At 33.9% G+C, this 15,480-nt stretch carries 17 protein-coding genes and 1 riboswitch; of the genes, 3 read left to right on the forward strand and 14 right to left on the reverse strand.

Features of this window, described 5'->3' with window-relative positions:
• Positions 1 to 299 precede the first annotated feature (299 nt).
• From gcvPB to comGA, 11 genes are all read right to left on the reverse strand, one after another.
• Positions 300 to 1,778, reverse strand: coding sequence for an aminomethyl-transferring glycine dehydrogenase subunit GcvPB (gcvPB, locus tag ACIQ4I_RS09185; RefSeq protein ID WP_403095538.1), 1,479 nt, complete (start codon positions 1,776 to 1,778; stop codon positions 300 to 302).
• Complete coding sequence (gcvPA, locus tag ACIQ4I_RS09190) at positions 1,771 to 3,117, reverse strand: aminomethyl-transferring glycine dehydrogenase subunit GcvPA (protein ID WP_403095541.1); 1,347 nt, start codon at positions 3,115 to 3,117, stop codon at positions 1,771 to 1,773. The genes gcvPB and gcvPA overlap by 8 nt, the downstream gene beginning before the upstream one ends.
• A gap of 25 nt (positions 3,118 to 3,142) precedes the next feature.
• Positions 3,143 to 4,243 carry a glycine cleavage system aminomethyltransferase GcvT gene (gene gcvT / locus ACIQ4I_RS09195; protein WP_403095544.1) on the reverse strand — a complete coding sequence of 367 codons (1,101 nt, stop codon included), beginning with the start codon at positions 4,241 to 4,243 and terminating at the stop codon, positions 3,143 to 3,145.
• A 140-nt stretch (positions 4,244 to 4,383) separates the two neighbouring features.
• Positions 4,384 to 4,478: riboswitch (glycine riboswitch) on the reverse strand.
• 148 nt (positions 4,479 to 4,626) lie between these two features.
• Entirely contained in the window at positions 4,627 to 5,139 is a 513-nt protein-coding gene (locus ACIQ4I_RS09200) for a shikimate kinase (RefSeq protein ID WP_403095546.1), read from the reverse strand.
• 173 nt (positions 5,140 to 5,312) lie between these two features.
• The gene (locus ACIQ4I_RS09205) at positions 5,313 to 5,516 is read right to left on the reverse strand and encodes a hypothetical protein (RefSeq protein ID WP_403095549.1); all 204 of its coding nucleotides are present in this window, start codon (positions 5,514 to 5,516) and stop codon (positions 5,313 to 5,315) included.
• Positions 5,494 to 5,937: a competence type IV pilus minor pilin ComGF gene (gene comGF / locus ACIQ4I_RS09210; RefSeq protein ID WP_403095551.1), complete on the reverse strand. Its 444-nt coding sequence runs from the start codon at positions 5,935 to 5,937 to the stop codon at positions 5,494 to 5,496. The genes ACIQ4I_RS09205 and comGF overlap by 23 nt, the downstream gene beginning before the upstream one ends.
• Positions 5,916 to 6,221, reverse strand: coding sequence for a hypothetical protein (locus tag ACIQ4I_RS09215; RefSeq protein WP_403095553.1), 306 nt, complete (start codon positions 6,219 to 6,221; stop codon positions 5,916 to 5,918). The genes comGF and ACIQ4I_RS09215 overlap by 22 nt, the downstream gene beginning before the upstream one ends.
• Positions 6,211 to 6,675, reverse strand: coding sequence for a competence type IV pilus minor pilin ComGD (comGD, locus tag ACIQ4I_RS09220; protein WP_397539279.1), 465 nt, complete (start codon positions 6,673 to 6,675; stop codon positions 6,211 to 6,213). The genes ACIQ4I_RS09215 and comGD overlap by 11 nt, the downstream gene beginning before the upstream one ends.
• Complete coding sequence (gene comGC / locus ACIQ4I_RS09225) at positions 6,659 to 6,973, reverse strand: competence type IV pilus major pilin ComGC (RefSeq protein WP_403095556.1); 315 nt, start codon at positions 6,971 to 6,973, stop codon at positions 6,659 to 6,661. Before comGC ends, comGD begins: the two co-directional genes overlap by 17 nt.
• A 13-nt stretch (positions 6,974 to 6,986) precedes the next feature.
• Positions 6,987 to 8,060 (reverse strand): competence type IV pilus assembly protein ComGB, encoded by a 1,074-nt coding sequence (gene comGB / locus ACIQ4I_RS09230; RefSeq protein ID WP_403095559.1) that lies wholly within the window; start codon positions 8,058 to 8,060, stop codon positions 6,987 to 6,989.
• Positions 8,020 to 9,051: a competence type IV pilus ATPase ComGA gene (comGA, locus tag ACIQ4I_RS09235; RefSeq protein WP_403095561.1), complete on the reverse strand. Its 1,032-nt coding sequence runs from the start codon at positions 9,049 to 9,051 to the stop codon at positions 8,020 to 8,022. The genes comGB and comGA overlap by 41 nt, the downstream gene beginning before the upstream one ends.
• Positions 9,052 to 9,351: 300 nt before the next feature.
• Here comGA and ACIQ4I_RS09240 point away from each other — a divergent pair, with 300 nt between their 5' ends.
• Together ACIQ4I_RS09240 and ACIQ4I_RS09245 are read left to right on the forward strand one after the other, a co-directional pair.
• Positions 9,352 to 10,047 carry a helix-turn-helix transcriptional regulator gene (locus ACIQ4I_RS09240; RefSeq protein WP_403095564.1) on the forward strand — a complete coding sequence of 232 codons (696 nt, stop codon included), beginning with the start codon at positions 9,352 to 9,354 and terminating at the stop codon, positions 10,045 to 10,047.
• Between the two features lie 136 nt (positions 10,048 to 10,183).
• Positions 10,184 to 10,426 (forward strand): DUF2626 family protein, encoded by a 243-nt coding sequence (locus ACIQ4I_RS09245; protein ID WP_403095567.1) that lies wholly within the window; start codon positions 10,184 to 10,186, stop codon positions 10,424 to 10,426.
• A 669-nt stretch (positions 10,427 to 11,095) separates the two neighbouring features.
• On the opposite strand, the gene ACIQ4I_RS09250 is transcribed toward ACIQ4I_RS09245, so the two are convergent.
• Positions 11,096 to 11,734, reverse strand: a complete 639-nt coding sequence (locus ACIQ4I_RS09250; RefSeq protein WP_403095569.1) for an MBL fold metallo-hydrolase — start codon at positions 11,732 to 11,734, stop codon at positions 11,096 to 11,098.
• A 233-nt stretch (positions 11,735 to 11,967) separates the two neighbouring features.
• Between ACIQ4I_RS09250 and ACIQ4I_RS09255 the strand changes: the two genes are divergently transcribed.
• Positions 11,968 to 12,150, forward strand: a complete 183-nt coding sequence (locus ACIQ4I_RS09255) for a DUF2759 domain-containing protein (RefSeq protein WP_397539286.1) — start codon at positions 11,968 to 11,970, stop codon at positions 12,148 to 12,150.
• 119 nt (positions 12,151 to 12,269) lie between these two features.
• Here the strand turns inward: ACIQ4I_RS09255 and ACIQ4I_RS09260 are convergent, their stop codons facing one another.
• Positions 12,270 to 13,364 carry a YqgU-like beta propeller domain-containing protein gene (locus tag ACIQ4I_RS09260; protein ID WP_403095573.1) on the reverse strand — a complete coding sequence of 365 codons (1,095 nt, stop codon included), beginning with the start codon at positions 13,362 to 13,364 and terminating at the stop codon, positions 12,270 to 12,272.
• Between the two features lie 170 nt (positions 13,365 to 13,534).
• Positions 13,535 to 15,415 (reverse strand): LTA synthase family protein, encoded by a 1,881-nt coding sequence (locus ACIQ4I_RS09265; RefSeq protein WP_403095574.1) that lies wholly within the window; start codon positions 15,413 to 15,415, stop codon positions 13,535 to 13,537.
• Between the last annotated feature and the right edge of the window lie 65 nt (positions 15,416 to 15,480).

Here is a 15,480-nt window from a genome sequence, read left to right on the forward strand (position 1 = left end):
TTTCTTTTTTTCGTAGAATTTTTTCCTAATCCAATTTTAGAAAGGTGCTGAACGTTTTATTTCCCACATCATTTCCTGAACATATATAATAGGAAGAAACTCAAAATGATTTTCCGTTAATTTCATTGAACAAACCTATTATTATTCTATGAAAAATCTTGAAGCTAACTAAATCCTAAGATTTTATAAATTAAATATAAAACGCACTGCAATCCAATTTAGACTGCAGTGCGTTTTACTTTGTCATGAAATTGTTAGAAAATCCAAAGCTCCTGTTTAATCGTTTTTATACCTATAGATTAGGCTTCAACAAGCGCAGTAGCTTTTGTGTATTTCAAAACTGGATTACGTGCTGCACGAGTTTCATCTAAACGGCTAATAACAGTCGTATGAGGTGCTTCTTGCACGATTTCTGGTGTTTCTTCTGCTTCCTTGGCAATTTGAATCATTGCATCACAGAAAGCATCTAATGTTTCTTTAGATTCTGTTTCAGTTGGTTCAATCATTAACCCTTCTTCCACATTTAATGGGAAGTAAGTTGTTGGTGGATGATAGCCAAAGTCTAACAGTCTTTTCGCAATATCAAGTGTACGGACACCCAGTTTTTTCTGACGACTTCCACTTAATACAAATTCATGTTTGCAATGACGGTTATATGGCAACTCATAATATGGTTGCAGACGACGCATCATGTAGTTTGCGTTAATAACTGCATTTTCTGTTACAGCTTTTAAGCCGTCTGGTCCCATTGAGCGAATGTAAGTGTATGCACGAACATTAATACCAAAGTTACCATAGTAAGGTTTCACACGACCAATAGATTGTGGACGATTATAATCGAAATGATAGCCTTGTTCATTTTTTACAAGTACTGGTTTTGGTAAATATGGAATCAAATCCTCTTTTACTCCAACTGGGCCAGAGCCAGGGCCACCACCACCATGCGGGCCAGTAAATGTTTTGTGTAAGTTTAAGTGTACGCAGTCAAAGCCCATGTCGCCAGGGCGCGCTTTAGACATAACAGCATTTAAGTTTGCGCCATCGTAGTATACTTTACCGCCAACACTATGAATGATTTCAGCAATTTCAAGAATATGTTCTTCAAATAAGCCCAATGTATTTGGGTTTGTTAACATTAAAGCAGCCGTATCTGAACCTACGACACTACGTAAATCTTCTAAGTCAACTAAACCATTTTCATCAGATTTAACTGTTATTATTTCAAAACCTGCAACGGAAGCGGATGCCGGATTTGTACCATGCGCAGAGTCAGGTACAATCACTTTTGTCCGTTCGTGTTCACCATTTGCTTCATGGAATGCACGAATCATCATTAATGCTGTCCATTCTCCTTGAGCACCAGCTGCTGGTTGAAGCGTTACTTCATCCATCCCTGTAATTTCAATAAGATGTTGTTGCAGATCATACATTAATTCAAGTGCGCCTTGAACTGTTTTTTCATCTTGCAATGGATGAATGTTGGCGAATCCTGAGAAACGTGCCACAGATTCATTGATTTTCGGATTATATTTCATCGTACAAGAACCTAATGGATAAAATCCAGAATCCACACCATGATTACGACGAGACAATGCTGTATAGTGACGCATAATATCCAATTCAGAAAGCTCTGGTAATTCTGCTTCTTCCTCGCGAATAAATTCAGATGGTAAAATGCTTGATAGTTCTAATTCGGGTACATCTAAATCTGGTAAGCTATAGCCTACACGACCTTCTTTAGATAATTCAAATACAAGTGGTTGATTTTCCTTATGCATGTTGAGCCCCCATTTCTTGCACGAGTGCATCGATTTCTTCTATTGTACGTTGTTCAGTAACCGCGATTAGTACATGATTTTCAAATTCTGGACTGACTTTTCCTAAATCAAAGCCACCAATAATACCTTTTTCAAATAAAGCTTCATTTATAGCTTCTACTGAACCTTTTACTTTTACAACGATCTCATTGAAATGCGATCCTTGGAAAGCTACTTCAAAGCCTGCACGTTCGAAAGCTACCTTCGCATAATGAGTCTTAAGAATATTTTGTTTAGCCATTTCTTGAACACCTTTTTTACCTAGTGCTGTCATCGCAACAGAAGCAGCTAAAGCGTTTAATGCTTGGTTAGAACAAATATTAGAAGTTGCTTTTTCACGACGAATATGTTGTTCACGCGCTTGTAACGTAAGAACATATCCTCTTCTGCCTTCTTCATCAACTGTTTCACCGATTAAACGGCCAGGTACTTTACGCATTAATTTTGTTGTTGTTGCAAAATAGCCACAGTGAGGTCCACCAAAACTTTCAGGAATACCAAAAGGTTGAGCATCTCCAACCGTAATATCAGCACCTAATTTACCTGGAGGTGTAAGAATTGCTAATGATAATGGGTTTGCCGAAATAATAGATAATCCCTTTACTGCATGAATAGCATCTGAAATCGCTTGAACGTTTTCAATTTGGCCATAGAAATTAGGATATTGCACCATTACGCCTGCAGTGTCTTTATCTATTAATCTTCCAAGAGCTTCTAAGTCAGTAACGCCATCTTTTAATGGAACAGTTACTACTTCAATAGATTGACCATATGCATATGTTTTCACAACATCTTGTGCGATTGGATGTACTGCTTCTGAAACTAAAAGTTTTTTACGACGTGTCTGACCTGCAGCTAACATTCCTGCTTCTGCAAGTGCAGTGCCACCATCATACATGGAAGAGTTTGCAAGATCCATTCCAGTAAGTTCAGCAATCATTGTTTGAAATTCAAAGATAGCTTGTAATTCACCTTGAGAAATCTCAGGTTGATATGGAGTATACGCAGTGTAAAACTCTGATCGAGAAATGACATGGTCAACTATAACCGGTTTGTAGTGATCATATACACCTGCACCTAAGAAGGATACATACTCGTCACTATTTGCATTTTGTTTTGCAAGTTGTGCCAATTCTTTTAATAACGCTGGTTCTGATTTAGCAGATTTTATCTTGTAATCACCTTTAAATCGAACTTTTTCTGGGATGTCTGCGAATAATTCATCAACAGATGATACGCCAATCACCTTTAACATTTCTTGCTGATCTTGTTCAGTCATTGGTAAATAACGATGTTTCATTGCAATAATACCTCTCTTCTTTTCCTTATTTTTGACGTTTATAAAAAGGTGTTTCAACTGTCGTCACTTTTAAGCGGCGGTTACGAATTTCAATTTCTAATTCTTGGCCCACCTCAGCAAATTCACTTTTCACAAGTGCTAATCCAATATTACGTTTTGTAAGAGGTGATTGTGTTCCTGTTGTCACTTCACCTATTTCCTCATCTCCTTTAAAAACTCTATAACCATGACGAGGAATGCCTTTATCAATCATTTCTATACCAATACTTTTTCGTGGTACACCATTTTCTTTTTGATCAAGTAAAGCTGCTTTTCCAATGAAATCTTCTTTTTGAAGTTTCACGACAAAATTAATACCTGCTTCCAGAGGTGAAATTGTATTTGATAATTCTTGGCCATATAGAGGAAGGCATGATTCAAAACGCAATGTATCACGTGCACCTAAACCACATGGAATCACACCTTTTGGTTCACCAGCTTTTAAAATTTGATCCCATAGAGCTACGACTGCTTCTTTAGATGCGTAAATTTCAAAACCATCTTCCCCTGTATACCCTGTACGAGAAATAAGCGTATCAAATCCACAAATTGAAACATGTTGTTGCAAGCGGAAAGGTTTAATTTCTTTAAGATTTGACTCTGTTAAGGATTGCAATACTTCTTCTGCAAGTGGTCCTTGAAGTGCTAATTGTCCATATTCATCTGAACAATTCGTAATCTTCACGTCTCCAATTTCCTGTTTTTTCATCCAATCGAAGTCTTTTTCTATATTTGCTGCATTTACAACTAGTAAATAACGATTTTCTTCTAGTCTATAGATTAGTAAATCATCTACAACTCCGCCATTTTCATAACACATTGTTGTATATTGTGTTTGATTAATCGCTACCTTTGAAACATCGTTCGTTACAAGTTTTTGCAAATACGCTAAACTTTCTGAACCTTCTACGAATATTTCTCCCATATGCGAAACATCAAACAAGCCCGCTTTTGTACGAACTGCTTCATGTTCTGCCTTGATAGAGGAAAACTGCACGGGTAAATCCCAACCACCAAAATCAATTGTTTTACCACCATATTTCGCATAAGAATCAAATAATGGTGTTTGTTTTAATTCTGTCGTCATTTTTCTTCCTCCTAATCATCAATTCACAAAAAAAGGACAGAGAAACCCTATCTAAGGGTTTCTCTGTCCATGCACCTGAAAGTTTAACCATTACGGCTGGCCTCTTTGGTGGCTACATAAAGTAGCTCTCTCCAGAGTTGCGTCCTGTACGAGTCTTTTTGCCTGAGAGATTCACAGCACTCACTATTTGCTCCTTCGGCGACGCTACATAAGCGTTCTCTCCCCGTACAATCATCCGCCCAAGAATAATTCTTGGTACTATTTTCATTCCAATGTTCTATAACAGGATTGCTTGACTATATCCTAACATTGAAAGTGATAACATGCAATAACTTTATGAAAAATGTTTTAAAAGCGAACGATGCAACATATACATCTCATGATTATTCGCCTTTCAATCTTGTAACTTGGAATGCAGCATACTCAACAATCTGTCTCAATGAACGACCCTCTGTACGGATATTTATGTGTGCTGCACTCTTATAATATTTTCTTCGCTGATAAAATAAATCTTCTAATTCTTGTTTAGTTGAGCGTTGGACAATAGGGCGATTTTTGTCTTTATGGATTCTTTTCCAAATATCAGGGAATGTTGCGTCTAAAAATAATACTAATCCAGTTTGTCTCATAATTTTTCGATTTTCTGCATTCATTGCAACTCCGCCACCAGTTGAAATAATACAAAATTCATCACGAAAATCTTTTAAAAATTCCGTCTCTATTTTACGAAAATATGCTTCTCCTTTTTGTTCGAAAATTTCTGGAATTGTCATTTTTTCCCGTTTCACGATTTCTTTGTCCATGTCGTAATAAGGCATTCTTAGAAAATAACTAAGTCTTCTTCCGATTGCACTCTTCCCGCTGCCCATATAGCCCACTAAATAAACTTTTCTCATCTTCTCACCTTCTTATGACTAACGACTACCTTACAACTTTATATCACTTTTTATTAATAGTAGCATGAACACTAGTCGATTCCAATAAATCATTCGATGATGAGAAGAAATAAAAGAAAATTAGAACATTATGTCAACATTTGCAAGTCATTTCGAATAAGAATCTTTAGATTTCAATTTGACTTCTCACTTTCTTCCTGAATTGAGTTTAATACTAACTTCGTTTGATCGATTGCAGCAATTCGTAAGGCATCATATGCTCGATAGTGTGAATCATAAGCAAAACTCGCCGCCATCATTAGATTTGTGACAAAAAACAAAAAAATCATAGCGGTTAAAAGCATAAAGCCTTGCTCATTCTTTAGAATTCGGCACAATAAAATCTCTACTCCTTTCTTTGCCATTCATAAATTTTACAGTTGTATTTAATCTATTGTTGGCATATTCAAAGTTGACCATTGAAATGCCAAATAGTAAAGGTTGATAACCTTCTTCCCTTCTTAATTCCCCAGACGCTTGTTTTACGCCTAAATTCCCTCTCGTTGTTGAGTACTGAATATGATATGAAGTTCTACGATAAAAATCTTTTGTAAAGGTTAACTCTTTCTGCAATTGAAAAGAAAATAGTTCCCATTGTAATTCATCAGTATTAAACATTCCATTGTTTTTATGGCTACACCAAATAAAAAACAACAGAAAGAAATGAGCAAAACAAACTAAAATCATCAACTGTAATAATGCATCTAATAATGTAAATCCACGCTCATCTTTATTGTTTAAGAATCTGTATTGACACAAAGTCTTTCTTTTTGAATTCCTGAGTATTGGATACAAATTTGAAACTCGTCCCCCTCCCAGTAATAAGTGACTCCATCAATTGTTATTTGTCCTTCATATTTTTGAAGCTTTTTGATGTTACCAGCCGCATATAATGCCGCTTCTGCAGCATGTAAACTCAACTTTTTTTTGTAGAGCGATGTCTCTAGACGATAATAGAATGGTAATAATGTTCCAAAAATGAGGATCAAAATAACAAGTGTCAATAATGATTCTGGCAACGAGTGCCCACGTTCATTGAACAATTTTCACCCTTCCTTCACCTAGATATACAATCAGCTCTACTTTTCTTCCATTTACAGAAAACGTCATCGTCCCAGCTCTACTAACCGTTTGTCTTTCCGTAAAAATCACATGATCTAACGTACTGTAATATCTATATGCAATATTTTCTGGATATTTTCTAACAACAATAGGTTTAACCGTACTAATTTGAGGTACATAAACTTGAATTTCTCCAATCTTATCAAATACGTATAGACTTGCAGCACCTTGATAACGAAATGACATCGCATGCGTCAGCTCGATATCTAATTTTAATTGTTCTATAAAACGATTTTCTATTTGTCGATCTAACTGTTTCTTTCCCACACTAATACCGATTGTGCAAATGAACATTGTAATTGCTAAAACAAGTAGCATTTCGATAAGAGTAAAACCTTTCTGATTGTTACTATGACATTTAGTTTGAAACGTCAACTTTTCCATCTGCTATCGTAATTGTTTTCCCTTCACATGTTTTTGAATCACTTACTTTTAAATATTCTTTATTTTCTAATTCTGATATCGACGTCGGATATTGCCCTAAATCAATACGATAAGCCTCTACTTGTCCCTGTACCATTTTGACATAGGCATCGCATCCCTTCTTATCAACTGTTGTGAAGTGCTTTGTTACATTTGGAATGGCAATTAAAATCAGAACCGAAATAATAAACAACACAATTAACATCTCGATTAAAGTAAATCCTTTTTGATTGTTTTGTTTAAAAATCATAGTCCGCTCCTTTTTATACAAGTTCCAACATTTCGTACATTGGTAGTAAAATAGCAAGATAAGCTCCTAAAATACAAAGTGCAATAATGACAAAAAGCAGAGGTTGCACAAGAGCTAATACCCTTTGAACATTATTTTCTGTTCGATCAGTGAGAAATTCGCTATAAATTTGTAGTTCGCGTCCCAGATTCCCTCCTTGTTCACCATGAATAACATGTGCATAGAATCCTTTATAAAAAAAGTTCTCTCTTTCTATAGCTGTAGAAAGTGAATCTCCATAGACAATTCTATTTTGAATTATTTCTGCTATCTTTGCTAAATAAGGTTGTAACGACTGCTTTTGTAGAATATCGAGTCCTTCTTGCATCGGCATACCACTTTCTATGAGACCACCTAATTCATAAGCTATTTGCCTAGTAATTTGTAATTTAAATTGTCGGTTGACTAAAGGTATACTCATTAAAAAATGAATTTGTTCCTCAATTGTTTTTTTACATAGCCACCGCCAGATGATAATTAAGACACCCAATACCCCAATTGCTAGTACTATTATAAAATCTGGTAAATGCAAAAATAAGGCAGACAATGTTAAATCTAAATTCCCTTCTGCTGTGCGGTTATTTATCATAAAAGACATATTAGGTAAGAAATATGTTCTAAAGGCTAAAAATAAGATAATTAGAAATAGGAAAAGGACAATTGGGTATGTCATCAATTTAATTAAACGTTGCCTATTCTGTAGTTTTTTTTCTAACTGATTTGCAACTGTTTTTAATGCTTGTACAGTCTTACCGTGCTGCTCGGCCACTAAAATTGTCATTAGATAAATTTTAGGATAGCCTAATACATTTAATACATCTGTCATTGATGACCCATTGCGTAACTGATTTAAAATATCATCTTCCATTTCTGACTTACTTTTTAAATGATGGGGCATAAGCATGAATAAAGAATCCGAAAATGTATATCCTTCATCCAACAACACACTCATCTTTTTTAATAACTGTGCAGGTTCTTTCAATTGAATTTTTCTCTTTAAAAAAAGCTTATCCACCCAATCTTTCTTTTGGATTAAGGGTAATTGCACTAAATCTTACCCCCTTTGCTATTTGACCTTCTAGCGTTTTTTCAGACGGAAGTTTATAGGAAATACCTGTATCGATTGCTTCAAATGCTTCTTCTAAATAACTTTCTGATAATATTTCAAATACTGCAGAGGCTTTTTGATTTGATGTTAAATGAACGAGACGTTGTGCTACGACACCTAATACTGTTTGTTTTAACTCCTCAAGTGAAATGCCTAAATCTAATAATCGATATAAACACCCAACTGTATCTTTACTATGAATAGTCGTAACTACTAAATGCCCCGTCAGTACTGCTTCGATAGCAATTTGTGCTGTCTCTCTATCTCTTATTTCGCCAATCATAATAACGTCTGGTGAGTGTCTTAATATTGCTTTTAAACCAACTGCATAAGTTACTCCAGCTCTTTCATTTACTTGGATCTGCAACAAATGTGATTGGTTATTTTCCACAGGATCTTCCAAAGAAATAATGTGTTTTTGAAAGTTTGTTGCAAGATGATGAATTAATGAATAGAGTGTAGTGGATTTGCCACAACCGGTTGGACCTGTCACAAATAATATTCCTTGTGGCTGTTCGACAAGTTGAACTAATTGTTTTGCAGAATCAACAAATACACTTAATTCTGATATTGGTAATGTTCGATTTTGGAGCATTAATCTTATTACTAGACTTTCTCTTAAAAAAACAGAAGGTAAGGTAGAAACACGAAAAGAAATTTGTTGTTCATTGAATTTTTGCTCGAATGAGCCACTTTGGGGTTTGCGTTTTTCACTTATGTCTAAAGAGGATAAATATTTCAAATAGGAAATCATACGATCTCCAATATCAAGGGGAAGGTGACCAGCCGATATTAGCTGCCCAAACTTTCGATAATAAATTTCATACTGATTATTTGTAGGCATGAGATGTAAATCTGATGCACCAAATTGCAAAGCTTTTTGTAATAGTTGCACCGATTTTTGTTCGATAATCGTTTCAGTAACTGACATTGTACCTCCTCTCAACCATACAAGTAATGACCGCTCTTTACTTGTTAAGAATATTATACATGGACTATATTGGAAATGAAAGAATTTATTTCAATTAATTATTCGTAATATTTTCCCTATTTCACTTTTTATCATAGTGCTATTTCCCTTAATTAGACAACTAAACTACATTTATTTGGGTTAATTACATTAAATTTCCACAAAAAAATCACATTTTATTGAAGAAAAGTTTTTTTCTACTGCTACAATTGAATTATTGCTTTATAATAATAGTATTCAAATAGGAGGTGAAGAGATTACATGTTAAATTCACTAAAAGTTACAAGTACTTTATCTGATGAAACTAGATTCTCTATATACCAATTTATGTTACAGGAAAAGAAATCTTTTTCTGTTCAAGATATTGCTGACCGCTTTCATATTCACCCTAATGTAGCGCGACTTCATTTAACAAAACTAACTGAAATTGCAGTAATCAGCTCAGAATATGAAAAGACTGGTAAAGGTGGGCGACCTGGACGTAGATATAAAGCTGAAGAAAAAGGCGTTACATTATCTTTTCCAAAAAGAAATTACGATGAATTACTTGAATGGGCTCTTGAAATTCTAACAGAATTTGGTGAAGAAGCAAATAATGTAGGTAAGAAAATTTGTTATAAAAAAGGTACGGAAGACATGGAGAAATTTGTCTTAAGCCATGGTAAAGATCGACTTCAACTTACATTTGATGAAAAATTAGAATTGATTACTGAAGCAGCATCACTAATCGGTTATGTCCCTTTAATTAAAGAGACGCCAGATGGTAAAACCATATCTTTTGCAGTTTATAATTGCCCATATAATAATGAGATACAAAAGCATTCAACACTTGTTTGCGATTTACACGAATCCTACTTAAAAGGTCAATTCGATACGCTTTTCGATGTCAAAGATTTTGTGCAGATTGAAAGTATGACTAATAGTTGTGATTACTGTACTTATAGAATTAACGTATAATATAATATCTGGTAAGACTTTGTGAAATATTACACTGCATTGTCACAAAGTCTTTTAACTTGCGGTTTACATGTATCAATATAATCATTTATAATGATTATGAGATTATTGTGTCGTCGAAAAGGAGGGATCGTACATGGATAATATGTATAAGATGCTTGGCTTCTGGACAGGTATTTTCGCAGTTATGTTTTATTTAGGTGATATGAAAGAGGTTTCGTTATTATTCGTAGCTAATACAGGATTTTTCCTTCTATTAGGTTTCTTAAACCTTACAGAACGCATGTATTTGTACATTTTCGGTGCATACTTAACAGTATTCTTTGCTGGATTCACGTACTATACTACATTCATTCACGTACCAGGTTTAGAACATTAATAGTAAAAAAAGACAGTCAATCGGCTGTCTTTTTCTTTTGTATAGTTTTCACTATTGACATAGTACAAACGGTCGTATATGATATATTAGTAGCTTAACTTTATCCCTCCCATTTATATATGGTGAGAAAACATCCCCTAGATGAAGATTAATATCTTCTACTTAAGAGGCCTATAAAGCCTCTTTTTTTTGGCGATTTTTAACTTTATTATTGATTTCAAAACCGTATCCATCTCGTGGATACGGTTTTTATCTATAAATTGAATTACTATTTTTTATGTACTTCATTTAATACATCATATTAATTTTTTTATTGAATCAATTTCATAAATCCGTTTTTGATTTTTAAATACGAACATTTCAACATACTAACTTTTCCATATTTAGATATGAATGTTCCGCTACAGGCGGCGCTTTCCACGGGCTTGGCTTCAATCTCCTCGTCACTTCGTTCCTGCGGGGCTTTCAGCTCAAGCTTTTCCCGTAGGAGTCACCGTCTTTCGCTCCACAATAACAAAATTGGATATAAATCCTTTTTGAGTTTCATATGTTTTAAACGTTTGCCAAGAGAGTAAACAATAACATACCTATTTTAAGTAGAGGGTGTTAAATAATTAGATCAAATATATAAAAAAATAGCACCTAAACGTAAGTTCAGGTGCTACTCTATTAGAATCCATTTAAAAATGGATTTTGTTCCATTTCAATATCAACCCTAGTTGGATCCCCATGGCCAGAGTATATAATTGTTTCCTCATCAAGGGTTAATAATTTATTATGGATAGACTCTAATAGTTGCTTACTGTCCCCGCCTTCTAAATCAGTGCGTCCAATACTACCTTCAAAAAGTGTATCCCCTACAATCGCAAAGCCTTCATCTTTAAATAAAAATGTAATACTTCCAGGTGAATGACCTGGAGTGTACAAAATATCAAGTGTAAAATTAGCAAGCTCCAGTCTTTGTTCTTGGTCAATTAAGTAGTCAGCAGGCTCAATTTGAATATTGGGAATTTCCGCGTACCGTCCAGATCCATTTTTCATAGGCTCTTGTAACCATTTTGATTCCTTTTTATGCAAGTATACCGGTATTTTAAATGTATTTCTAACATCATCTACGGCACCAATATGATCAAAATGAGCGTGTGTTAATAAAATAGCTATTGGCTTCAAATTAAGTGCTCTTATTTGATGCACAAGTTTGTCACCCTCACCTCCAGGATCAATTACTAAACATTCCTTATCCGAATTACTTATCAAATAACAATTCGCTTGAACAGGTCCAAGCGGATATGTACGTATATTCAACACTTTCATCACCTCTTCTTCATTATACAGATAAAAATACTGTTGGCTACTATCTTGTGAGTCTTTCTAATGACACAGAAATCTGTCAGGTATTGTCATATATAAAAGTTATTATTTTCAAGTACGTTCGAATTTCCGTCACTTTTTATTCTCGACAAAAGCTGGAAATAGCTTTACAATAGAGAAGGAATAATGTTTACGGCATTCATTTTCTGATGTCGAAAGGAGTGTCTCTATTGAACTTATTAATGGTTATTTTTGGCCTAGTAGCTATCCTAGGTCTTGTCGGCACTGTGCAAGCTCTTAAAGAAAAAGCTATTCTTGGAATAATCTTCAACTTCGCAGCATTCGCAGTGTTTGGATGGTTCGTAGTAATGACTGTCCTACATCAAGGTTTTCCACCAAGCCTTCATCACTAATTGAAAATTGGTAGAAGAAAGGATATCCTCTTTTGGATATCCTTTTTTCTATCTAAAAATTTCCAATTATCAATAATTTTCAGTATTTAAATGAAGCATTTCTATAATTAATGGTATTTCTATCCTTGAAGCAATAGCCAATCTTTTACCTTAAATTTCTTGGTTGTGAATACTTTTTCATAGTTAAAACCGGTTAAACACACGCTACCTTTTGAAGAACAGACAATGGGTTCATAATTTTTCATTTCACCTATTTGTTGAACACTATGAATTGAGGCGTGTACAAGTTGAAATGGATTTTCTTCTTCATCTATTTTACCACTCTTTGTCGGTAATAATGTAATAATTGATTGATCATCTAACCATTGCACTTCTGGTACAAACCATTGTGAGAAATTGGTAACAGCAGGTGTTTCCCATACTTGCTTTTGTGTTCCCTTTTGTAATACATACTGAAACTCCTCACGTTTGAAATCCATTGAAACAATTAATGTGGATTGTTTATAACTATTCATATAAACTACTTGATGATTAGATAATGGTGTTTCTTTATTATTTCTCCAGTCAACTTTTGACAAAGTCCCGCCGTTTAAAGGGTTGTTGCTCATTCTATTCATCCATAAAGTATCATCTGTTAACCATACCCAAAATGGATTTTCTGATTGAAATTCATGTAGCTGTTCTTTTTTACTTTCATAGACATAACTTTTATAGGAAAAGTTATCACTAAATGACGCAAATGCTAATAAGTCTACATTATTAGGATTCCATACAATTGATAACTCTGATGATGTAACTTCAAAATGATGTAATGGTTTCCCCTCAACCGACAGTATCGTGACTTTTGCTTTTTTTTCGTTACTTGCTGTTTGAATAAGTATTTGCTTCATACTAGGATGGATGAACGCTTGTATAATGTCGTCATTAGTGGAGTAGATTGTTTTCTTTTTCCCCGTTAATAAATTGTATCTAACTAAGTGTTCTCCTTTTTGATCCTGTTTAATAAAAAGAACTTCAATTTCAGATAAGAATCCAACAACACTATGTAGTTCATCTGTTTTTAATCGATAAGGTACAACATTCGATATTGTTTTTACAGTTTCTATTGATTTCTTTTCAGACTGCTTCTGTTCGTCCTTTGAATTTAAGTGTTGTTGTTGGCATGCAGCAAGGAAAACGGCAGAAATAAGTAATAGATATGCAATTTTCTTCATAGTTGCCACATCCTTTCTAGCTATTCTATTATACGATTAATTATATAAAAAGCTATCATTCTAATAAAATTTTTTTATGTCAAGAGAAATGAAAAACTTCATCTCATAAATAAAAAACCACATAGCTATTATAAGCCATGTGGTCAGTAGTATAACAATTAACTATTTTTCTATTTTGCTTTCCCTGTTTCATTATCATAGAATCTAAGCAAGTCCCCATTGATAATCTTATCAGAGTATTCTAGTTTTTTGTTTGATTGATCAATGTAAGGTTGGCATTTTGATATATCTGTTTTTTCACCATTTTTCTTATCGTAACATACTTCACCAGCATAAACTAATTTATCTGTTACGAATCGACCATCACGGAATGTTACGAAATCCTTATGGTCTTTAGAGAATAAGTCAGTACCCATTTGTAAGTCGTTTTTCGTATCAACACCAAGTAAATGTAAAACTGTTGGTCGTACATCCATTTGGCCGGCAACTTCATGCATTTGTTTACCAACTCCAGAATGTGGAATATGGATAAAGAATGGTACTTTTTGAAGTTGAGCAGAGTCAAATGGTGTAATTGAATCTTTACCTAAATATTGAGCCATTGCTTTGTTATGGTTTTCAGAAATACCATAATGGTCACCATACATAACGATAATTGAGTTATCATATAGACCAGCTTTTTTTAGATCAGTAAACAATTCTTTAATCGCTTCATCTGTATATCGTTCAGTTTGGAAGTAACGATTTACAGTATTATCATCAGAAGTATAAGGTTTGATAAATTGATCTTCCGGATCTGATGTGAACGGGAAGTGATTAGATAATGTAATCATTCGTGTATAGAAAGGTTGTGGCATTGTTTTCATAATATCAACTGATTGGTCCATATAAGGAATATCTTTTAGACCCCAGTTAGCTGAGTTTGCATCTGTTACTTTGTATGAATCTACATCATAAAAATGTTTAATCTTTAATGCTTGATACATCATATCACGGTTCCAGAAGCTTTTATTATTTGCATGAAGTACAGAAGTATAGTAGCCATTATCATTTAGTTTTTCCGACATAGAGTCGAATGTATTTCCACTATTTGTGAAGAATACAGCTCCTCGTCCTGTACCATATAAAGAGTTTTCAATAATAAACTCTGCATCAGATGTCTTACCTAGACCTGTTTGATGATAGAAATTATCAAAATAGAATGTATCTTTATCTTTTGTTAGTTTGTTAAGGAACGGCGTAATTTCTTGACCATTAACCTTATTGTTGATCACAAAGTTTTGAGTAGATTCAAGTGAAACTATAATTACATTACGTTTTTTGGCAACACCGAAGGTTTTTTTGTTATTTTCACCTTGGTTAGATTTAACATAATTTGTTACATCAGTTAATTCACTACCATCAGCAAAAGCACGTTGAACATGTGATTTTGATTGAATGAAAACATCATATAACTGATAGTTGTAAGTACCAATATTCTTTACTAATAATTCACGGTCAAAACTACGTGTTAATAATTGTGGTCTTTCAGTTTCTGCAAGGCCAAGGTTTAAGAATAGCATTGCAAATGATAACACAAAGTATGTGCGACGCATATTTGGTTTAACAACAAATGCTTCTTTTGCAACAGGCAAGAATTTAATAGCTAATATCAATAACACGACATCAGTGAAATAGAAGATATCCGTCCAATACATTGAAGATCCTGCAGAGTTTCCTAAATCACTAAAGTTACTAGTTTGGAACAATACTGGTAATGTTATAAAGTCATTAAAGAATCTATAAAATGCCACATTACCATAATTAACTATTGATAAAATAATACTTACTGTAATCATATAGCGATTTCGTACTTTTGTTGTTTTGAAGAATAACGAAATCCCATATGCAAATAACAAGAATGCAAGCGGGTTGATAATTAATATGAATTGTTGCATTGCATTTTCAATTTTCATATCAAAACTTGTTTGATAAGTAATATATGTCTTAATCCAAGTGGTGACGATTGCGATCACCAATATTGAATGTTTAGGTAGTTTTTTGAGATTCATTCCTAACATCCTCCTACTTTCTTTCGTTACAATTTTAGTTCCATAAATGAAAGAAACAAAATTCA

It is taken from the genome of Rummeliibacillus sp. NPDC094406 (assembly GCF_044763875.1).
In the GTDB taxonomy this organism is placed as follows: Bacteria; Bacillota; Bacilli; order Bacillales_A; family Planococcaceae; genus Rummeliibacillus.